This is a genomic window from Actinophytocola sp. (genome assembly GCF_050699915.1).
Lineage (GTDB): Bacteria > Actinomycetota > Actinomycetes > Mycobacteriales > Pseudonocardiaceae > Actinophytocola.
Genome location: NZ_JBOHGA010000031.1, coordinates 23,095 through 42,552 on the forward strand (window position 1 = coordinate 23,095; position 19,458 = coordinate 42,552).

At 70.9% G+C, this 19,458-nt stretch carries 18 protein-coding genes; 14 read left to right on the plus strand and 4 right to left on the minus strand.

The window, feature by feature from the left end; all coding sequences use genetic code 11:
- The first annotated feature begins 60 nt into the window (after positions 1-60).
- The 3 genes from ACRDSK_RS08700 to ACRDSK_RS08710 are packed head-to-tail and all read left to right on the plus strand — an operon-like array spanning position 61 to position 3,330.
- On the plus strand, positions 61-1,695 hold the full coding sequence (locus ACRDSK_RS08700) for an acyl-CoA synthetase (RefSeq protein WP_431439468.1): 1,635 nt from the start codon (positions 61-63) through the stop codon (positions 1,693-1,695).
- The gene (locus tag ACRDSK_RS08705) at positions 1,676-2,797 is read left to right on the plus strand and encodes an NAD(P)H-dependent flavin oxidoreductase (RefSeq protein ID WP_431439469.1); all 1,122 of its coding nucleotides are present in this window, start codon (positions 1,676-1,678) and stop codon (positions 2,795-2,797) included. Before ACRDSK_RS08700 ends, ACRDSK_RS08705 begins: the two co-directional genes overlap by 20 nt.
- Complete coding sequence (locus ACRDSK_RS08710; RefSeq protein ID WP_431439471.1) at positions 2,794-3,330, plus strand: NUDIX domain-containing protein; 537 nt, start codon at positions 2,794-2,796, stop codon at positions 3,328-3,330. The genes ACRDSK_RS08705 and ACRDSK_RS08710 overlap by 4 nt, the downstream gene beginning before the upstream one ends.
- 122 nt (positions 3,331-3,452) lie before the next feature.
- Here the strand turns inward: ACRDSK_RS08710 and ACRDSK_RS08715 are convergent, their stop codons facing one another.
- The 4 genes from ACRDSK_RS08715 to ACRDSK_RS08730 form a co-directional block, all read right to left on the minus strand.
- Complete coding sequence (locus ACRDSK_RS08715) at positions 3,453-3,665, minus strand: DUF5302 domain-containing protein (protein ID WP_431439472.1); 213 nt, start codon at positions 3,663-3,665, stop codon at positions 3,453-3,455.
- 5 nt (positions 3,666-3,670) lie between these two features.
- Entirely contained in the window at positions 3,671-5,314 is a 1,644-nt protein-coding gene (locus ACRDSK_RS08720) for a long-chain-fatty-acid--CoA ligase (protein ID WP_431439473.1), read from the minus strand.
- 25 nt (positions 5,315-5,339) lie between these two features.
- Complete coding sequence (locus ACRDSK_RS08725) at positions 5,340-6,485, minus strand: acyl-CoA dehydrogenase family protein (protein ID WP_431439474.1); 1,146 nt, start codon at positions 6,483-6,485, stop codon at positions 5,340-5,342.
- A gap of 63 nt (positions 6,486-6,548) precedes the next feature.
- Positions 6,549-7,730 carry an acyl-CoA dehydrogenase family protein gene (locus ACRDSK_RS08730; RefSeq protein ID WP_431439475.1) on the minus strand — a complete coding sequence of 394 codons (1,182 nt, stop codon included), beginning with the start codon at positions 7,728-7,730 and terminating at the stop codon, positions 6,549-6,551.
- Between the two features lie 70 nt (positions 7,731-7,800).
- Between ACRDSK_RS08730 and ACRDSK_RS08735 the strand changes: the two genes are divergently transcribed.
- The 11 genes from ACRDSK_RS08735 to ACRDSK_RS08785 all read left to right on the plus strand — a co-directional run.
- Positions 7,801-8,886 carry a Zn-dependent alcohol dehydrogenase gene (locus ACRDSK_RS08735; RefSeq protein ID WP_431439476.1) on the plus strand — a complete coding sequence of 362 codons (1,086 nt, stop codon included), beginning with the start codon at positions 7,801-7,803 and terminating at the stop codon, positions 8,884-8,886.
- 5 nt (positions 8,887-8,891) lie between these two features.
- A complete protein-coding gene (locus ACRDSK_RS08740) occupies positions 8,892-9,755 on the plus strand; it encodes a 3-oxoacyl-ACP reductase (RefSeq protein WP_431439477.1) in 864 nt (287 codons plus the stop codon).
- A complete protein-coding gene (locus ACRDSK_RS08745) occupies positions 9,752-11,266 on the plus strand; it encodes an aldehyde dehydrogenase family protein (protein ID WP_431439478.1) in 1,515 nt (504 codons plus the stop codon). Before ACRDSK_RS08740 ends, ACRDSK_RS08745 begins: the two co-directional genes overlap by 4 nt.
- Positions 11,266-12,015: a glucose 1-dehydrogenase gene (locus ACRDSK_RS08750; RefSeq protein ID WP_431439479.1), complete on the plus strand. Its 750-nt coding sequence runs from the start codon at positions 11,266-11,268 to the stop codon at positions 12,013-12,015. The genes ACRDSK_RS08745 and ACRDSK_RS08750 overlap by 1 nt, the downstream gene beginning before the upstream one ends.
- Positions 12,016-12,198: 183 nt before the next feature.
- A complete protein-coding gene (locus ACRDSK_RS08755; RefSeq protein WP_431439485.1) occupies positions 12,199-12,930 on the plus strand; it encodes an MlaE family ABC transporter permease in 732 nt (243 codons plus the stop codon).
- A gap of 59 nt (positions 12,931-12,989) precedes the next feature.
- Entirely contained in the window at positions 12,990-13,799 is an 810-nt protein-coding gene (locus ACRDSK_RS08760) for an MlaE family ABC transporter permease (protein ID WP_431439486.1), read from the plus strand.
- Entirely contained in the window at positions 13,796-15,109 is a 1,314-nt protein-coding gene (locus ACRDSK_RS08765; protein ID WP_431439480.1) for an MCE family protein, read from the plus strand. The genes ACRDSK_RS08760 and ACRDSK_RS08765 overlap by 4 nt, the downstream gene beginning before the upstream one ends.
- Positions 15,106-16,161 (plus strand): MCE family protein, encoded by a 1,056-nt coding sequence (locus ACRDSK_RS08770; protein WP_431439481.1) that lies wholly within the window; start codon positions 15,106-15,108, stop codon positions 16,159-16,161. Before ACRDSK_RS08765 ends, ACRDSK_RS08770 begins: the two co-directional genes overlap by 4 nt.
- Positions 16,149-17,198: an MCE family protein gene (locus ACRDSK_RS08775; protein WP_431439482.1), complete on the plus strand. Its 1,050-nt coding sequence runs from the start codon at positions 16,149-16,151 to the stop codon at positions 17,196-17,198. The genes ACRDSK_RS08770 and ACRDSK_RS08775 overlap by 13 nt, the downstream gene beginning before the upstream one ends.
- Positions 17,195-18,391, plus strand: coding sequence for an MCE family protein (locus tag ACRDSK_RS08780; RefSeq protein WP_431439483.1), 1,197 nt, complete (start codon positions 17,195-17,197; stop codon positions 18,389-18,391). The genes ACRDSK_RS08775 and ACRDSK_RS08780 overlap by 4 nt, the downstream gene beginning before the upstream one ends.
- The coding region (locus tag ACRDSK_RS08785) for an MCE family protein (RefSeq protein ID WP_431439484.1) at positions 18,388-19,458 on the plus strand (1,071 nt) is incomplete at its 3' end. The genes ACRDSK_RS08780 and ACRDSK_RS08785, both read left to right, overlap by 4 nt.

Consider the following 19,458-nt stretch of genomic DNA (forward strand, 5'->3'; position numbering starts at 1 on the left):
CTCTCAGACACTTCCACCAGGGGATTGTCAGGAACGATAACACGTTTTAGTTTGGTCCCTGTGGCCATCAATATCGCGGACCTCTTCGAGCATGCCGTCGACGCCTTCGCCGACAGGACCGCGATCGTCTGCGGAGACCGCGCGCTGACGTTCGCCGAACTGGAGGGAAGGGCCAACCAACTCGCCCACCACCTGGCCGGACAGGGCATCGGCCGAGGCGATCACATCGGGCTCTACTCGCGGAACTCTATCGAGTGCATCGAGACCATCCTGGCCGCGTACAAGCTGCGCGCGGTGTTCGTCAACGTGAACTACCGGTACGTCGAGAACGAGTTGCGATACCTGTTCGACAACGCCGACCTGGTCGCGCTCGTGCACGAGCGCCAGTTCAGCCCACGGGTCGACGCCGTCCTCCCGGACACGCCGAAGCTCCGCCACCGCCTCGTGGTCGAGGACGGCACGGACACGGAGACCACGAGCACCCGGTACGAGGAGGCGCTCGCGGGCCAGCCGACGGAACGCGACTTCGCGGAGCGGAGCCCGGACGACCTCTACATCCTGTTCACCGGCGGCACCACCGGCCAGCCCAAGGGCGTGATGTGGCGCCACGAGGACGTGTGGCGGGTGCTCGGCGGCGGCATCGACTTCTACACCGGCCAGCCGCTGCCCGACGAGTGGGCACAGTCGCAGAAGGGCCAGGAGTCCCCTGGCATGACCCGGCTCGCGTGCGCGCCGCTGATCCACGGCGCGGCGCAGTGGGCCGCACTGCCCGCGCTGTTCGCCGGCGACAAGGTGGTGCTGCTGCCCAAGTTCGAGCCGCACGACGTGTGGCGGGCCATCGAGCGGCATCGGGTCAACGTGGTCACGATCGTGGGCGACGCGATGGCTCGCCCGCTCATCGAGGCCTTCGGAGAAGGCAACTACGACGCGTCGTCGGTGGTCGCCTTCTCCAGCCACGCCGCGCTGTTCTCCGCGACGGTCAAGGAGCAGTGCCTCGAGATGCTGCCCAACGCGGTACTCACCGACGCGATCGGCGCCTCGGAGTCGGGGTTCACCGGGATCGGCATCATCGTGAAGGGCACCCCGCAGTCGCCCGGCGGGCCGCGGGTGAACAGCGGGCCGAACACGATCGTCATCGACGAGGACGACAAGCCGGTCGCGCGCGGGCAGACCGGGCGGATCGCGCGGGGTGGCCACGTGCCGCTCGGCTACTACAAGGACCCGGAGAAGACCGCGTCGATCTTCGTGGAGGTCGACGGGGCGCGCTACGTGGTGCCCGGCGACTACGCCCGGCTCGAGGACGACGGCACGATCACCCTGCTGGGCCGCGGAAACATGAGCATCAACACCGGCGGCGAGAAGGTGTTCCCCGAGGAGGTCGAGGAGGCGCTCAAGTCGCATCCGGACGTCTTCGACGCGCTGGTCGTCGGCGTCGCCGACGAACGGCTCGGCCAGCGGGTCGCCGCGCTCGTCCAGCTCCGTCCAGACAGGACGATCGACTTCGACGCACTGGACGGCCACATTCGTGCGCGGGTCGCCGGCTACAAGACGCCACGCAGCATCTGGCTGGTCGACGAGGTCGGCCGCCTGCCGAGCGCGAAGGCCGACTACCGGTGGGCCAAGGCGTACACCGCGGAGCATCCGCCGTCCTGGCAGGCGGCGGTGGGAGGAGCACATGCGAACGCCGGTTTGTGACACGTTCGGCATCGAGCACCCGATCTTCGGCTTCACCCCGTCCGAGCACGTGGCGGCCGCGATCAGCCGCGCGGGCGGGCTCGGCGTGCTCGGCTGCGTGCGGTTCAACGACCCGGCCGACCTCGACACCGCACTGTCCTGGATGGACGCGAACACCGACGGGAAGCCGTACGGCGTCGACATCGTGATGCCGGCGAAGATCCCCACCGAGGGCACGTCGACCGACCTGTCCGCGATGATCCCCCAGGGGCACAAGGACTTCGTCGAGCGCACGCTGCTCGGGCTCGGCGTCCCACCGCTGTCCGGCGACCCGGAGACCGATGCCGGCGTGCTCGGCTGGCTGCACTCGGTCGCCCGGTCGCATGTGGACGTCGCGCTGTCGCACCGGATCGCGCTGATCGCGAACGCGCTGGGCTCGCCGCCGGTGGACGTCATCGAGCGGGCGCACGAGCACGGCGTGCCGGTGGCGGCGCTCGCCGGGAAGGCCGAGCACGCGGCCCGGCACGTCGACAACGGCGTCGACCTCGTGGTGGCGCAGGGCTACGAGGCGGGCGGGCACACCGGCGAGATCGCGTCGATGGTGCTCGTCCCCGAGGTGGTCGACGCGGTCGGGGACCGGGTGCCGGTGCTCGCGGCCGGCGGGATCGGCAGTGGCCGGCAGGTGCTCGCGGCGCTCGCGCTCGGCGCCTCGGGCGCGTGGCTGGGCTCGTACTGGCTGACCACGGCCGAGTACCGGATGGGTGGCGAGCCGAACGAAGACCTGGACAACGGGCCGACCACGCTGCAGCGCGCGCTGCTGAAGGCCGGCTCCAGCGACACGGTGCGGTCGCGGATCTACACCGGCAAGCCCGCCCGGCTGCTACGCAACCGCTGGACCGAGGCGTGGGCCGCGGCGGACGCGCCCGACCCGCTGCCGATGCCGCTGCAGAACCTGCTGGTCGGCGAGGCGCACCGGCGGCTGATGCGGGCCGGCGACCCGGACGTGGTGGCGATGCCGGTCGGCCAGATCGTCGGCCGGATGAACGACGTCCGCCCGGTCGCCGAGGTGATGGCGGGGCTGTTGGCCGAGCTCGAGGAGGCACGGGCCAGACTCGGCCCGTGAGCATCAGGACGCTGTCGACCCGGGTCGTGTACGAGAACCCGTGGATGACGCTGCGCGAGGACGAGATCGAGTACGGCGACGGGTCGCGCGGGCTCTACGGAGTCGTGGACAAGCCGGACTTCGCCGTGGTCATCCCCGTGCAGGACGACGGCTTCCACCTGGTCGAGCAGTACCGCTACACGCTGGGCGGCCGGCGGTGGGAGTTCCCGCAGGGCTCGTTCCCCCAGGGCGTCACCGGCACTCCCGAGGAGCTGGCGGCGACCGAGCTGGCCGAGGAGACCGGTTTCACGGCCGCTCGGCTGGAGCGGCTCGGCTACCTCAACTGCGCGCAGGGGTTCACCGGCCAGGGGTACCACGTGTTCCTCGCTACCGACCTGACGCCGGGCGAGCCGAACCGGGAGGACACCGAGCAGGACATGCGTGCGCAGTGGTTCCCGCGCGGCGAGGTCGAGCGGATGATCCGCGAGGGCGTGATCACCGATGACTCGACACTCGCCGCCTACCTGTTGTTCACCATGCGAGAGGGTTTGTGAGTTCTTGTGCAGGCAAACGGAACCTCAGGGGAACGTGACGGTACGCAACCACGATCAACCGCGTGACCGCACTGTTCCTCAGGACGCAACCAACACTTTGAATTCCGGGGAGGCGGTACTGCCTATCCGCTCTTGCGGCGGAAGGTTCGTTTGTTTGCGGCGGGGCCGTGCGCGTCGTGGGCCTTGGACCGGGCGTCGGCGTGCTCCTCGCCCACGCGGTTCTTGGCCTGTTTGCGCTCCAGCGCCTCCCGGAACCGCGCTTTCACATCATCGGTCGACTCGGACTCGGGGGACTCGGCATCGGATGAACCGGCCGTCTCCGGATTGTCGGGCATGCGGGTCAGCGTCGCACGGACCGGGCTCCCCAGTCGAGCCGAATCGGGTCGCTTGATGGGGTCAACGGCTCGTACACGGTCTGCGGACCCTCCCGCCACCAGACCGGATCCGGTGTGCGCCAGCGCTGCGCGGTCAGCGACCGCTTCAGGACCTTGTACGTCGAGGTGCGCGGCAGCCGCGAGGTCAGCCGGACGAACCGCGGCACCTGCAGGGCAGCGATGTCGGGCTGGGCGAGGAGGAACTTCGCGAACTCGTCGGGGTCGAAGCTCGCCTCGCCGCGGAGCACGAGCGCGGCCATCACCTGGTCGCCGACGTTCGGGTCGGGCACCGCGTACACGGCCACCTCGGCGATGTCCGGGTGGCGCAGCAGGATCCGCTCGATCGGCGCCGCGCCGAGGTTCTCGCCGTTCACCCGCAGCCACTCGCACGTGCGGCCGACGAAGAAGCAGAAGCCGTCCTCGTCGCGGTAGGCGAGGTCGCCGCTCCAGAACATGCCCTCGCGCATCCGGTCCGCGTCGGCCGCCGGATCGTTGTAGTAGCCCGCGAACAGGCCCGGGCCACTGGTCCGGACCAGCTCGCCGATCGCCTCGTCCGGGTTGAGCAGCCGGCCGCCGTCGTCGAAGCGCGCCGGCGGGCACGGCTTGCCGCTGTCGGCGTCGAGCACCGCCACGTCGTCGCCGACCTTGCCGAGTGAGCCCTCGGGCGTGCCGGCCGGGCGTTCGAGGTTGATGCCGCCCTCGGTCGAGCCGTACGCGTCGATCACCTCGCAGCCGAAGCGCTCCGCGAAGGCGGCCACGTCCGGCGCGGCGGCCTCGTTGCCGAACATGATCCGCAGCGGGTTGTCCGCGTCGTCGTCGTGCCGCAGCGTGCTCAGGATGTAGGACAGCGGCTTGCCGACGTAGTCGGCGTAGGTGGCGTCGAACTTCCGTACGTCGTCGAGGAAGCCGGACGCGGAGAACCGGCGGCGCAGCGCGAGCCGGGCACCCGCGGCGAGACCGACCGCCCAGCCGGCCATGATCGCGTTCGAGTGGAACATCGGCATCGCCACGTACGCGGTGTCGGCCGGCCCGAGCCCGAAGCGCTCGGCGAGCATCCGGCCGGGCTGCGCGATCTTGCTGTGCGTGCACCGCACCGCCTTGGGCGCGCCGCTGGTGCCGGAGGTGAAGATCAGCATGAGCAGGTCGTGCGGCGAGACCGGTACCGGCTCGAGCGGGCTCTGCTGGTGACGGAAGGCGATCACGTGCCAGGCTGCGGAGTCGACGTCGAGGATCCGCGCGTCGATGTCCAAGCCCTGCAACAACTCCACGTACCGGCTGTCGGTCAGCACCACCTGGCAGTCGGCGAGCTCGATGTCGCGCACCAGCGCCTCGCCGCGGCGACCGGTGTTCAGCGCGACGAGCACCGCGCCGGCGAGCGCGGCACCGCCGAGCAGGAACGAGAACTCCGGCACGTTGTCGAGCAGCACGCCGACGTGGAACGGGCCGGGGCGGCGCAGCGAGCGCAGCAGCGCGGCCCGGTCGGCGCACTCCTGGACGTGCTCGGCCCAGCTCCACCGGGCGTCCTCGAAGACCAGCCCGGTGTTGGTGTCGTCGACCCGCGCCAGCAGCAGCTCGGTCACTGTGGGGAGCTGCTCCCCTGGCGCGGTCATGCGAACCTCCGTAACCGACTGTGTCCTACGCGGGTTCCGCGGCCAGGGCGGCGCCGATGCGACGCAGGTGAGTCGTGGCACCGCCGAGGCTGAACTCATTTCGTTTCGCGGCCACAAAATATCGATGCAGTGGGTAGTCCGCGTCAATACCCAAACCGCCATGAACGTGGACCGCGGCGTGTGCGACGCGGTGTCCGCCATCGGCCGCCCAGTACTTGGCGGTGGCGATCTCCGTGCTGGAGGCGAGGTTTTCAGAAAGTCGCCAGGCCGCCTGCCACAAGGTCAACCGGATCGCCTCGACATCGACGTAGCAGTCCGCGAGGCGTTGTCCCACCGCCTGAAAGGTCGCGATTGGACGATCGAATTGCACTCTGCGAGTTGCATATTCGGCGGTCATTCGCAGGGCTGCCTGGACAACGCCCAGCTGGTGGGCACAGAGCCCGACCGTCAGGCGCGCCGCGAGCCACTCGACGACGTGCCTGCCGGCGCCCGGCTCACCCAGTACGCGGTCCGCGCCGAGCTCGACGTGGTCCAGCTCGAGCACCGCCTCGGCGTCGCCGTCGACGACCTCCTGCCGGCGCACCGAGACCCCGAAATCCCTCGGGGTGACAAGGAACACAGTGGTGCCGTCGGCCGTGTCCGCTGGGACGAGAAAAAGGTCCGCGACCGGCCCGGCCGGCACCGCGACCTTCGTGCCGTGCAGCCGCCACCTTGCCGATTCAAGCGCAGATGCACGTGCACCGTTACGTTCGGCCACTGTGACCGGTGACGCCGGGTCATCGCCGACCTCCTCGGCGAGGGCGGCGGTCAGCACCAGCTCGCCCGCGGCCGCCGGCACGGCCCACGCCGCGCGCTGCTCGCCCGTGCCGAACTCGGCGATCGCCGCCGCGCCGGCCACGATCGACGGCAGGTACGGCACCGGCGCGACCGTGGCGCCGACCTCTACCAGCACGCCGCACTGGGCCAGCAGGCCGAGCCCGCCGCCCCCGACCGGCTCCGGGAGCGCGGCCGACAGCACGCCTGCCTTGGCCAGCTCACTCCACAGTGGACGGTCGAACCGGTCGCCGCCGGCCGCCACCTCGGCCAGCCGCGCCGGCGACGTGTGGTCGGTCAGGATCGTCCGAGCCAGCGCCGCGAGCTCGCGGTCGGCCTCGTCGTGCGAGAAGTCCATGGCAGCCCCTTAACTGTTACATGATTCGCTTCGCTCCGCCGCTACTCGCCGTCTTCCTCTCGCTCATGAGCGCTTCGCGACGGGCAGGCCGAGGCCGACCGCCGCCACGATGTCTCGCTGCACCTCGTTGGTGCCGCCGCCGAAGGTGAGGATCAGCGCCGCGCGGTGCATCCGCTCCACCCGCCCGCGCAGCAGCGCCCCGGGCGAGCCGGCCCGCACGTAGGCCTGCGGCCCGAGTACCTCCATCAGCAGCCGGTACGCCTCGGTGGCGAACTCGGTGCCGAACACCTTCGTCGCCGACGCGTCCGCCGGGCTCAGCCCGCGCTCGACCCCCCAGGCGATCTTCCAGTTGACCAGCTTGAGGAACTCGACCTTGGCGTGCACCCGGGCGAGGTGCACCTGCACCCACTCCTGGTCGATCACCCGCCGGCCGTCCGGCAGCTTGGTCGCCTGCGCCCACTCGCGCACCTCGGCGAGCGCCTGGCGGATCGGCGCGGCGGAGGTCAGCGCGACCCGCTCGTGGTTGAGCTGGTTGGTGATCAGCGGCCAGCCCTGGTTCTCCTCGCCGACGAGGTTCGCCACGGGCACCCGCACGTCGGAGTAGTAGGTCGCGCTCGTCGTCGGGCCGGACATGGTGTGCACGGGCGTCCAGGAGAAGCCCGGCGCGTCGGTCGGCACGACGATGATCGACAGGCCCTTGTGCTTGCGCGCGTCGGGGTCGGTGCGGCACGCGAGCCACACGTAGTCGGCGTAGGAGATCAGGCTGGTCCACATCTTCTGGCCGTTGATCACATAGTCGTCTCCGTCGCGGACGGCCCGGGTGCGCAGCGACGCGAGGTCGGTGCCGGCCTCCGGCTCGGAGTAGCCGATCGAGAAGTGGAGCTCGCCGGCGGCGATCCGCGGCAGGTAGAACCGCTTCTGGTTTTCCGTGCCGAACTTCATGATCGTCGGGCCGACCGTGTTGATCGTCAGGAACGGCACCGGGGCGCCGGCGACGGACGCCTCGTCGGTGAAGATCAACTGGTCGAGCATCGACCCGGCCCGCCCGCCGTACTCGCGCGGCCAGCCGAGCGCGAGCCAGCCGTCCGTGCCCATCTGGCGCACGACCTCCTTGTAGACCTCGCCCGAGCCGTAGTCGCCACCGGCCGTCAGCGCCTCGCGCCGGTCTGGGGTCATCAGGTCGGCGAAGTACCTCCGCAGCTCCAGCCGCAGCCGCTCCTGCTCGGGCGTGTAGGCGATGCGCATCCACCCTCCTGGTGACTAGAACACGTTCTAAGAATGTACTAGAGTCCCCGGAAAACGAGGAGGTCTGCGGATGAGGGCCGCCGTACTGAACCAGGTCGGGGACACGAAGCTCGAACTGCGCGACGACGTACGCACCACCGACGTCGGGCCCAAGGAGGTCCGCATCCGCGTCCGGGCCACCGGCGTGTGCCACAGCGACCTGTCCGCGATGGACGGCACGCTGCCCGCGCTCGCGCCGGGGATCATCGGCCACGAGGGCGCCGGCGAGGTCCTCGAGGTCGGCGAGCGGGTCGACACGCTGGCCGTCGGCGACCACGTGGCGTTGACGTTCGTGCCGCCGTGCGGGACCTGCGTGAACTGCCGCGGCGGCCGGCCGCACCTGTGCGCGATCCACACGATCGCGGCGTTCATGAACCCGCGCTTCCTCATCGGCGACACCCCCGTCTTCGGCTACGCGGGCACCGGGACGTTCGCCGAGGAGCTCGTCGTGCCGGCCGACGGTGCGGTGAAGATCGACGCGGACGTGCCGTTCGAGGTCGGCGCGCTCGTCGCCTGCGGGGTGATGACCGGGGTCGGCGCGGTGGTCAACACCGCTCGCGTCGCGCCCGGCTCGACGGTGCTGATCATCGGCTGCGGCGGCGTGGGCATCTCGGCGATCCAGGGCGCCCGGCTGGCCGGCGCGGCCCAGATCGTCGCGGTCGACCCGGTCGTGGACAAGCACGAGACGGCCAAGCACTTCGGTGCCACGCACGCGATCACGCCCGACCAGCTGGCGGAGACGCACGGGGCGCTCACCGAGAGCCAGGGCTGGGACTACGCGTTCGACGTGGTCGGTCTGCCCGGCACGATCCGCTCCGCGTGGGACAACGCCCGGCGCGGCGGCACGGTCGTGGTGGTCGGGGCGGGCCGGGGCGACGCGATGGTGCAGTTCTCCGCGCAGGAGCTGTTCCTGCACGACAAGCGGCTGCTCGGCTCCTTCTACGGCGGCGCGGACGTGCAGCGGGACTACCCACGGCTGCTGTCGCTGTGGCGGGCCGGCCGGCTCGACCTCGACGGCATGATCAGCCGGCGGATCACGCTGGACGAGATCAACGACGGGCTGCAGGCGCTGCGCGGCGGCGGCAGCCTCATCCGGCAGATCGTCACGTTCGGCTGAGGCGCATGGACCCGCTCCGCCTCGACGGCAAGGTCGCGATCGTCACCGGCGCCGGTGCCGGGCTCGGCCGTGCGGAGGCGCTCGCGCTGGCCCGGGCCGGCGCGGACGTGGTGGTCAACGACATGCCCGCCGGCGCGGGCGGGGACACGGTCGACGAGATCGTGGGACTCGGCGGCAAGGCGGTGCTCGTCGAGGGCGACGTGAGCGAGTCCGCCACCGCGCGCGAGCTGGTGGCGGCGGCCGAGCGGCTCGGCGGGCTGCACGTGGTGGTGAACAACGCGGGCGTGCTGCGCGACCGGATGCTGTTCTCGATGTCCGACGAGGAGTGGGACACGGTCGTGCGGGTACACCTGCGCGGCCACTTCCTGCTCTCCCGGGACGCGGCCGCGTACTGGCGGGCGCTGGCGAAGGCCGGCGGGGACGACGGAGCCGGCACGACGTACGGGCGGGTGGTGAACACGTCTTCGGAGGCGTTCCTGCTCGGCCCGCCGGGGCAGCCGAACTACGCCGCGGCGAAGGCCGGCATCGTGGCGCTCACTCTGTCCACGGCCCGTGGCCTCGAGCGCTACGGCGTGCGGGCCAACGCGATCTGCCCACGCGCCCGCACCGCGATGACCGCCGACGTGTTCGGCGAGGCGCCGGCCGGTGCGGACCCGCTGTCGCCCGAGCACGTCACCCCGCTGGTCACCTACCTCGCCGCCCCGGCCGCGGCCGGGGTCAACGGTCAGGTGTTCGTGGTCCACGGCGGAATGGTCGCGCTGCTCGCGCCGCCCACGGTCGAGCGGCGGTTCGACCGTCCTTCGTGGACACTTCAGGAGCTGGACGACGTGGTCGGCGGATACGTGATGTCGCGCAAGGAGGAACGATGACGCTGAGTCTGCTCGCACATCGCGACGAGGTTGGCCTGACCAACGGGCAGCTGCTCGTCGACGGCAAGTGGCGCGCCGCCGCGGACGGCGCCACGTGGACCCACCGGCACCCGGCCACCGGCGAGTCGATCGGCGAGTTCCCGGTCGCCACCGAGTCCGATGTGGACGACGCGGTTCGGGCCGCCCGGCGCGCCTTCGACGAAGGAAGCTGGCCGAACTCCCGTGCCACCACCCGCATCCAACTGCTGCACCGGTACGCGAACCTGCTGCGAGAGCACGCCGAGGAGCTGCGCGGCCGCCAGGCGCTGGACAACGGCGTGCCACTGTCGTTCAGCGCGAACATCTACGCCACCGGCGTCGAGGCCGCGGCCGACGTGTTCGACCACCACGCCGGCTGGGTGGACAAGGTCGGCGGCCAGACGCTGCCGCCTTACCAGGGCGGCGACCACCTGGCGATGACGTTCCGCGAGCCGATCGGCGTGGTGGCGGCGATCCTGCCGTGGAACGCGCCGTTACTGCTCTTCGCGCAGAAGCTCGCGCCGGCCCTCGCGGCCGGTTGCACGGTCGTGCTCAAGCCGTCGGAGTTCGCGTCGTTCACCGTGCTGCGGATGGTCGAGCTGCTCACTGAGGCCGGGCTGCCGGACGGCGTGGTCAACGTGGTGACCGGGCCGGGCTCGCCGACCGGCGAGGCGCTGATCACCCACCCGCTGGTCGACAAGGTCAGCTTCACCGGCAGCCGCGCGGTCGGCAAGCGGATCGTCGAGGCGTCGGCGGGCACGCTCAAGCGGGTGTCGCTGGAGCTGGGCGGGAAGAGTCCGACGCTGGTGTTCCCGGACGCGCCGGACGTCGGCATGGCCGCGATGACGACGATGGGCACCGTCACCATGGGACTGTCCGGCCAGGCCTGCGTGGCGCACACCCGCGCGCTCGTGCACCAGGACGTCTACGACCAGTTCCTCGCCGCCGCCGAGATGATGGCCGGCGCGGTCAGCTACGGCGACCCGTTCGAGCCGGCGACGATGTCCAGTCCGCTGATCAACACCCGGCAGCTGGACCGGGTGCTCGGATTCATCGAGCGCGGCCAGGAGGCCGGCGCGCGGCTGGTCTGCGGCGGCGAGCGGGCCGGCGGCGACCTGGCGGCCGGCAACTTCGTCCGGCCGACGATCTTCGCCGACGTCGACAACGGCATGGAGATCGCCCGCGAGGAGATCTTCGGTCCGGTGCTCGCCGTGGTGCCGTTCACCGAGGAGGACGAGGCCGTCCGGCTGGCCAACGACACCGACTACGGTCTCGGCGCCGGACTGTACACAGCGGACGGTCGGCGAGCGTTCCGGCTGGCCCGTCGGCTGCGCGCGGGCACGGTCGGGATCAACGGGTTCCAGATCGAGCCACACTTGCCCTTCGGCGGGTTCAAGCAGTCGGGGCTGGGCCGCGAGGGCGGGCAGAGCGCGTTCGAGGCGTACACCGAGCTGAAGACGGTCCTGATGCCGCTCACCGACGAGATGATGTGATGGGCAGGTTGTCGGGGAAGGTGGCACTGATCACCGGGGCCGCCAACGGACAGGGCGCGGCCGCCGCTCGGCGGTTCGTCGCCGAGGACGCGCGGGTCGTGCTCGCCGACGTCGACGACGACGCGGGCAAGGCCCTGGCCGACGAGCTGGACGCGCGGTACGTCCACCTCGACGTGTCCGAAGAGGACGACTGGGCCGCGGCGATGGCCGCCCACGGCCCGGTCACCGTGCTGGTGAACAACGCGGGCGTGCTGCACTTCGCCCCGCTGCACGAGACGAAGCTCGCCGACTACGAGCGCGTCATCCGAATCAACCAGATCGGCACGTTCCTCGGCATGCGCGCGGTCGTGCCCGGGATGGTCGAGGCGGGCGGCGGGTCGATCATCAACGTGTCCTCGGTGGAGGGACTGGCCGCGGCGCCGCTGCTGACCGCGTACACGGCGAGCAAGTTCGCGATCCGCGGGATGACGAAGGTCGCCGCACTGGAGCTGGCGGGAAGGAACGTGCGGGTCAACTCGGTGCATCCGGGCGTGGTCGACACCGGGCTGCTGCCCACCGCGCTCGGCGGGCAGCCGGTGGACCTGTCGTACGTGGCCAAGCGGGTGCCGATGCGCCGGGTCGGCCGGGCGGCGGAGATCGCCGAGCTGGTGGTGTTCCTGGCGAGCGACGAGAGCTCCTACTGCACGGGCTCGGAGTTCGTCGCGGACGGCGGCGTGACGGCGGCGCACTCGCTGTCGAGCTTCGGGTAACCGTGCCGGGCTTGGGTCGTTGTGTACGCAGGGCGAGAGACGTCGGGTGATGCTTCATGAGCGAGCTTGCGAGCGAATCGTGACACAGGGCGACCGCGAGCGGCATTACCGAGCCTGCGAGGGAATGTCGTGAGCACCGGTGCTGGATCGGCGCCCGTGCGCGGGCTCGCCCAGGTCGGTCGGATGGCCACACTCGGCTGGGACGTGCTGCGCTACACCCCGCGCCGGCCGTTCCAGTGGCGCGAGCTGGTCCAGCAGTGCTGGTTCTTCGCGAGCGTGACGATCCTGCCGACCGCGCTCGTGTCCATCCCGTTCGGCGCGGTCATCGCGCTGCAGCTCGGCTCGCTGACCCAGCAGATCGGCGCGCAGTCGTTCACCGGCGCGGCAAGCGCGCTGGCGATCGTCCAACAGGCCAGCCCGCTGATCACCGCGCTGCTGGTCGCCGGCGCCGGCGGGTCGGCGATGTGCGCGGACATCGGCTCGCGGACGATCCGCGAGGAGATCGACGCGCTCGAGGTGCTCGGCGTGTCCCCGGTGCAACGGCTCATCGTGCCGCGGGTGCTCGCCGTGATCGTGGTGGCCGTGCTGCTGAACGGGCTGGTCAGCGTGGTCGGCGTGGCTGGCGGCTACTACTTCAACGTCGTGCTGCAGGGCGGCACCCCGGGTGCCTACCTGGCCTCGTTCAACGCGCTGGCGCAGCTGCCGGACCTGTGGGTGAGCGAGATCAAGGCGGTGATCTACGGGTTCGTCGCGGGCATCGTCGCCGCGTATCGCGGGCTGAACCCCGGTCGCGGGCCGAAGGGCGTCGGCGACGCGGTCAACCAGACCGTGGTGATCACCTTCCTGTTGCTGTTCCTCATCAACGTGGTCATCACCGGGATCTACCTGCAGATCGTCCCGCCGAAGGGCATGTAGTGACTACTACGGACACCGACGTCCCACCGCGCGGCACGGCCGCCGCGCGGGCGAGCGCGGTGGCCGCCAAGCCGGGCAACACGCTCGCCACGCTCGGCGAGCAGCTGGCGTTCTACGTCCGCGTGGTCGCGTCGATACCGCGCACGCTCGTGCACTATCCCAAGGAGACACTGCGGCTGCTGTCCGACGTGTTCTTCGGCTCCGGCGCGCTCGCGGTCATCGGCGGCACGCTCGGCGTGATGATCGGGATGACCGTGTTCACCGGCCTGATCGTCGGGCTGCAGGGCTACTCCGCGCTCAACCAGCTCGGCACGTCGGCGCTGACCGGGTTCATCGCCGCGTACTTCGACACCCGCGAGGTGGCGCCGCTCGCCGCCGGCCTCGCGCTTTCGGCCACCGTCGGCTGTGGGTTCACCGCGCAGCTGGGCGCCATGCGGATCTCCGAGGAGATCGACGCGCTCGAGGTGATGGCCGTGCCCAGCCTGCCGTACCTGGTGACCACCCGGGTGCTGGCCGCCGTGGCCGCGGTGATCCCGCTGTACCTGGTCGGGCTGCTGTGTTCGTACGCGGCCTCGCGGCAGATCACGGTCTGGTTCTACGGCCAGTCGGCCGGCACCTACGACCACTACTTCCACCTGTTCCTCCCACCGGAGGACGTGCTGTGGTCGTTCCTCAAGGTGATCGTGTTCAGCATCGTCGTGATCATGGTGCACTGCTACTACGGCTACACCGCGACCGGCGGACCGGCCGGCGTCGGCGTGGCCGTCGGTCGCGCGGTGCGGGCCGCGATCGTGCTGCAGATGCTGCTGGACTTCTTCCTCAGCCTGGCGATCTGGGGCGCCACTACGACCGTGCGGATCGCCGGATGAGCGCGCGGCTGCGGTACCAGCTCTACGGGCTGGTGTTCCTCGTGATCGCCGCGTTGCTGGTGGCGCTGTCGGTCGCCTTCTACCGCAAGACGTTCGTCGACGTCGTGCCGGTGCGGCTGGAGACCGACCACGTCGGCAACCAGCTGCGCGTGGGCGCGGACGTGAAGCTGCGCGGGCTGATCGTGGGCGAGGTCCGCGGTGTGCGGCCCGAGGGCGATGCGGCGGTGCTGGACCTCGCGCTCGACCCGGACCATGTCGAGCGCGTGCCGGCGAACGTGTCCGCCCGGCTGCTGCCGAAGACCCTGTTCGGCGAGCGCTACGTGGCGCTGCAGGCCCCGAAGCGCCCGGCCGGGCCGATCGCGGCGGACGCGGTGATCGGGCAGGACCGCACCTCGACCGCGGTCGAGATCGAGCAGGTGCTGGACAACCTGATGCCGGTGCTGCAGGCGGTGCAGCCGGAGAAGCTCGCGAGCACGCTGAACGCGATGTCCACCGCGCTCGCCGGCCGCGGCGAGCAGTTCGGCGACACGCTCGTCGACCTCGGCGCGTACCTGGAGCGGCTGGAGCCGTCGCTGCCGGACGTCCGGGCCGACATCCGCCGGCTCGCCGAGGTGGCCGACCTCTACGCCGACGCCGGCCCGGACCTCGTCACCGCGCTGTCGGACCTCACCACGACGACGCGGACGGTCGTGGCTCAGCGGTCCACACTGGACGCGCTGTACGCCGAGCTGACCACCGCGGCGGTCGATCTGCGCAACTTCCTCGCGGTCAACAAGAACAACCTCATCGGCCTGGCCGCCACCTCACGGTCCACACTGGACGTGCTGGCGAAGTACGCGCCGGAGTACCCCTGCCTGCTCGATCAGCTGGTCGACTCGATCCCGTCCGCGGACGCCGCGTTCGGCAAGGGCTCGGCGCACCCGAACGTCACCCGGGTGACCATCGAGATCACGTCGAGCCGCGGCAAGTACCTGCCCGGCGTGGACACCCCGCGCTACGAGGACAAGCGCGGGCCGCGCTGCTACCCGGTCGCGCACCCGCCGGCCCGCTTCCCGCAGTACCCGCCCGGCGGCCCGATCCAGGACGGTTCGTCGAAGCCGCCGCCGCCGAACAACGAGACACCCGAGGACTTCCAGCCGACCGCCCCACAACAGGCCACCGCGCCGGCGCTGCCGAACTCGCCGGCCGAGCGGGACCTGCTCGCCGTGCTGCTCGCCCCGGGCTTGGGCGTGCCGCCGAGCCAGGTGCCGGCGTGGAGCTCGCTGCTGGTCGGCCCGCTGTACCGCGGGGCGGAGGTGACTGTCCGATGAGGAACTTCGTGGCTCCGCTGTTGAAGATGCTGGTGTTCGCCTCGGTCACCGTGACGCTGACCGCGCTGCTGGGCCTCACGATCGCCAACACCACGCTCGGCGAGACGTCCGGCTACGCGGCCCGCTTCACCGACGCCACCGGCCTGAACGTCGGCGACGACATCCGCATGTCGGGCGTGCGCATCGGCGAGGTGAGCGAGATCTCGGTGTACGACAACAAGTACGCGGACGTCCGCTTCGACGTCGAGGAGTCCCGCCGGCTGCCCCGGTCGGTGACCGCGACCATCAAGTACCGCAACCTGATCGGCCAGCGGTACGTCTCGCTCGGCCTCGGCGGTGGCTACGGAACTGGCGGCGACCCGAACGCGATCCTGCGCCCCGGCGACGTGATCCCGCCCGCGCGCACCCGACCCGCGCTCAACCTCACCGTGCTGTTCAACGGGTTCAAGCCGCTGTTCGAGGCGCTGGACCCAAAACAGGTCAACAAGCTCGCCGGCGAGCTGATCCAGGTGCTGCAGGGCGAGGGCGGCACGATCGACAGCGTCCTCGCGCACACCGCGTCGCTGTCGAACGCCATCGCCGGCAAGGACCAGGTGATCGGCCAGGTGATCGACAACCTGAACACCGTGCTGACCACGGTGAACGACCGCACCGCCGAGGTGTCCGGGCTGATCGACCAGCTGCAGCTGCTGGCCACCGGCCTCGCCGAGCAGCGCGAGCCGATCGGCGACGCGATCGGCGCGCTGGGCGAGCTGACCGAGACCACCGCCGGCCTGCTCGGCGAGGTGCGGCCGGCGCTCAAGGGCGACATCGCCGCGCTCGGCCGGCTCTCCTCGACCCTGGCCGACCACGGCGACACGGTCGACAAGTTCCTCGCCGGGCTGCCGCACAAGATCCGCACGATCAACCGGGTGTCCAGCTACGGCGGCTGGTTCAACTACTACCTGTGCAGCGCGTCCGGCCGGATCGGCGTGTCCGACCTCGGGATCGTCGTGGACATCCCCGCGCTGCCGCTGGCCGGCACGCCGATGGTGGACAGGTGCGGGCCGTGAAGCCCCATCTCAAGAAGACACTGCGCGAGCGGGACCAGGCCAGCGTCGGCGCGGTGACGCTGGTGCTGATCGCGCTGGCGCTGCTGGTCGCGTTCAACGCCGACGACCTGCCGATCATCGGCGGCGGCGGCACCACCTACACCGCGGAGTTCAGCGAGTCGGCCGGGCTGCGGCCGGGCAACGAGGTTCGGCTGGCCGGTGTGAAGGTCGGTGACGTGCGCGGCGTGGAGCTGGCGCGCAACAAGGTCGTCGTCGACTTCCGGGTGGACGAGGTCAGTCTTGGCGACCAGAGCACGGTGTCCATCGAGATCAAGACGCTGCTCGGCGACAAGTACCTCGCGCTGACCTCGGCCGGCCGCTCGCCGCAGCGTCCCAACGAGACGATCCCGCTCGACCGCACCCGCACCCCGTTCGACATCGTGCCGGCGATCGGCAAGCTCTCCGACACGGTCACCGAGATCGACACCGACCAGCTGGCCGAGAGCTTCGCGGTCATCTCCGACACGTTCGCGAACAGCCCGAAGCACCTGCGCACCACCCTCACCGGCCTGACCCGGCTGTCGCAGACACTGTCCACACGCGACGAGCAGCTCAAGACCCTGCTGTCCAACGCCGCGGACGTGTCGAAGACGGTGGCCGATCGGGACACGCAGCTGCAGAAGCTGTTCGCCGACGCGAGCCTGCTGCTCGGCGAGCTGAGCGCGCGCCGCGAGGCGGTGTCCACGCTGCTGTCCGGCACCACCGCGCTCGCCGGTGAGCTGTCCGGGCTGGTCGAGGACAACCAGCGGCAGCTGAAGCCGGCGCTGGACGACCTCGACCGCGTCACCACGATCCTGCGGCGCAACCAGGACAACCTCGGTGCGAGCCTGCAGTCCCTCGCGCCGTACGTGCGGATGTTCAACAACGTGATCGGCAACGGCCGCTGGTTCGAGGGCTACATCTGCGGGCTGCTGCCACCGCCGACCAAGGTGGGCGTGCTCGACATCAACCCGGAGGGCTGCTCGACTCCCCTCGCCTACCAGGGGGGTGGCCGGTGACGTACCGGACGAAGGCCGGCCGCGACGCCGCGACGTTCGCGACCCTCGCCTGCGTGCTGGGCCTGCTCGTCGCCGGCGCGCTGTGGTGGGTCGGCACCACCAGCCCCGGCACGCGCCTCACCGCGCACTTCGACCGGGCCGTCGGCGTGTACCCGGGCTCCGAGGTGAAGGTGCTCGGGATCGGCGTCGGCCGCATCACCGAGGTCGAGCCGCGCGGCGACCGGGTGCGGGTGGCCATGACCGTCGACGAGGGCATCGAGATCCCGGCGGACGCGAGCGCGGTCGTGGTCGCGCCGTCGCTGGTCAGCGACCGGTACGTGCAGCTCACCCCGGCCTACGACGGCGGTCCGCTGATGCGCGACGGGACGACGATTCCCTTGGCGCGCACGGACACCCCGGTCGAGATCGACGACCTCACGCGGAGCGTGAACGAGCTCGCGACCGCGCTGGGCCCGAACGGCGCGAACGCCGACGGCGCCCTGTCGGACGTGCTCGACACGGCGGCGGCGAACCTGTCCGGCAACGGCGAGCTGTTCGGCGAGACGATCCGCTCGCTGTCCGACGCGACGGCCGCGCTCGCCGACTCGCGGGGCGACCTGTTCGCCACGGTCGACAACCTGTCCCGGTTCACGAAGGCGCTCGCCGACAGCGACGCGCAGGTCCGGGCGTTCAACGACCGGCTGGCCGGCGTAGCCGGCTACCTGGCCGACGACCGCGACGAGCTGGGCACCGCGCTGTCGTCGCTCGGCACCTCGCTCGGCCGGGTCAAGGGGTTCATCGGGCAGCACAAGGACAAGATCAGCTCCAATGTGGACAACCTGACCGGCGTCACGCAGGCGCTGGTCGACCAGCGGGCGGCGGTGGCGGAGATCCTTGATGTGGCGCCGCTCGCGATGTCGAACTTCCTGTCCACCTACGACGCCGCGTCCGCGTCGTTCGCGATCCGCGGCAACCTCAACGAGCTGACCTACCCGCCGGTGCTGATGCTGTGCCGCACGATCGAGGCCGGCACGCCCAAGCAGCTGCCGAAGACGCTGACCGATCTGTGCAAGCAGCTCGCCCCGTACCTCGACGGGACGCTGAACCTGCCGTCGGCCGCGGAGGCGCTGGCCGCGCTGCAGCAGGGCAAGCTGCCGCCGCTGCCGGTTCCGTTGGTCGGCCTGGCCGGCCCGTTCCGCGGCGGTGCGCGATGAGAAGGCTCGGCGTCCTGCTGTCGATCTTGCTGCTGACCGGCTGCGGTTCGGGCGGCTTCTCCGGGGTGTACCAGCTGCCGCTGCCCGGCGGTGCGGACCTCGGCGAGCACCCGTACCGGGTGGTGGCGCACTTCGGCGACGTGCTGGACCTGGTGCCGCAGGCGGGTGTAAAGGTCAACGACGTCGCCGTGGGCCGGGTCGAGCGGATCGAGCTGGCCCGGGACAACCGGACGGCCGTGGTCACGATGCTGGTCAACGGCGACGTGCGACTGCCGGCGAACGCGGGGGCGGAGCTGCGGCAGTCCTCGCTGCTGGGCGAGAAGTTCGTCGAGCTGTCCTCTGGTAAGGCTCCTGCCGGCGAGCTGCGGGACGGCGCGGTCATCCCGCTCGCGCGGACGGGCCGCAACCCGGAGATCGAGGAGGTGCTGGGCGCGCTGTCGCTGCTGCTCAACGGCGGCGGGGTCGGCCAGCTGCGGACGATCGTGACCGAGGTGAACGCCGCGCTGTCCGGCAACGAGCCGGAGATCCGGGCCGCACTGTCCAATATCGACACAGTGGTCGGCACGCTCGACGCGGAGAAGGGCAACATCGTCCGGGCCATCGACGCGCTCGACCGGCTGTCGTCGAACCTGGCGAAACAGACCGACGACATCGCGCTCGCGCTCGATGAGCTCGGGCCCGGCCTGAAGGTGGTGAACGAGCAGCGCAACTCGCTGGTCACGATGCTGGGCGCGCTCGAGCGACTGTCGACGGTCGCGGTCGACACGGTGAACCGCAGCCGGGACGACATCGTCGCGGACCTCCAGCTGCTGCGCCCGATCCTGAACAAGCTGGCCGACGCGGGCGCCGACCTGCCGAACTCGCTGCAGTTCCTGGTGACCTACCCGTTCACCGACTACTTCCTCAACGCGGTCAAGGGCGACTACGTCAACGTGGACGTGAAGTTCGACCTGGACCTGTCCATTCTGTTGGAGAACCTGCGGAACGCGAGCACGCCGCTGGTGCCGCTGCCGGGCTCGTCGGCGCCGTCGCCGGCCGCGCCGCCGCTGCCGTTGCCGGTGCTGCCG

Excerpts from the sequence above, each read along its gene's own strand:
- ACRDSK_RS08720 (WP_431439473.1), bottom strand. The coding sequence starts at position 5,314 with ATGACCGCGCCAGGGGAGCAGCTCCCCACAGTGACCGAGCTGCTGCTG.
- ACRDSK_RS08770 (WP_431439481.1), top strand. The coding sequence starts at position 15,106 with ATGAGGAACTTCGTGGCTCCGCTGTTGAAGATGCTGGTGTTCGCCTCG.
- ACRDSK_RS08735 (WP_431439476.1), top strand. The coding sequence starts at position 7,801 with ATGAGGGCCGCCGTACTGAACCAGGTCGGGGACACGAAGCTCGAACTG.
- ACRDSK_RS08730 (WP_431439475.1), bottom strand. The coding sequence starts at position 7,730 with ATGCGCATCGCCTACACGCCCGAGCAGGAGCGGCTGCGGCTGGAGCTG.
- ACRDSK_RS08750 (WP_431439479.1), top strand. The coding sequence starts at position 11,266 with ATGGGCAGGTTGTCGGGGAAGGTGGCACTGATCACCGGGGCCGCCAAC.
- ACRDSK_RS08715 (WP_431439472.1), bottom strand. The coding sequence starts at position 3,665 with ATGCCCGACAATCCGGAGACGGCCGGTTCATCCGATGCCGAGTCCCCC.
- ACRDSK_RS08705 (WP_431439469.1), top strand. The coding sequence starts at position 1,676 with ATGCGAACGCCGGTTTGTGACACGTTCGGCATCGAGCACCCGATCTTC.
- ACRDSK_RS08745 (WP_431439478.1), top strand. The coding sequence starts at position 9,752 with ATGACGCTGAGTCTGCTCGCACATCGCGACGAGGTTGGCCTGACCAAC.
- ACRDSK_RS08740 (WP_431439477.1), top strand. The coding sequence starts at position 8,892 with ATGGACCCGCTCCGCCTCGACGGCAAGGTCGCGATCGTCACCGGCGCC.
- ACRDSK_RS08765 (WP_431439480.1), top strand. The coding sequence starts at position 13,796 with ATGAGCGCGCGGCTGCGGTACCAGCTCTACGGGCTGGTGTTCCTCGTG.
- ACRDSK_RS08755 (WP_431439485.1), top strand. The coding sequence starts at position 12,199 with ATGGCCACACTCGGCTGGGACGTGCTGCGCTACACCCCGCGCCGGCCG.
- ACRDSK_RS08725 (WP_431439474.1), bottom strand. The coding sequence starts at position 6,485 with ATGGACTTCTCGCACGACGAGGCCGACCGCGAGCTCGCGGCGCTGGCT.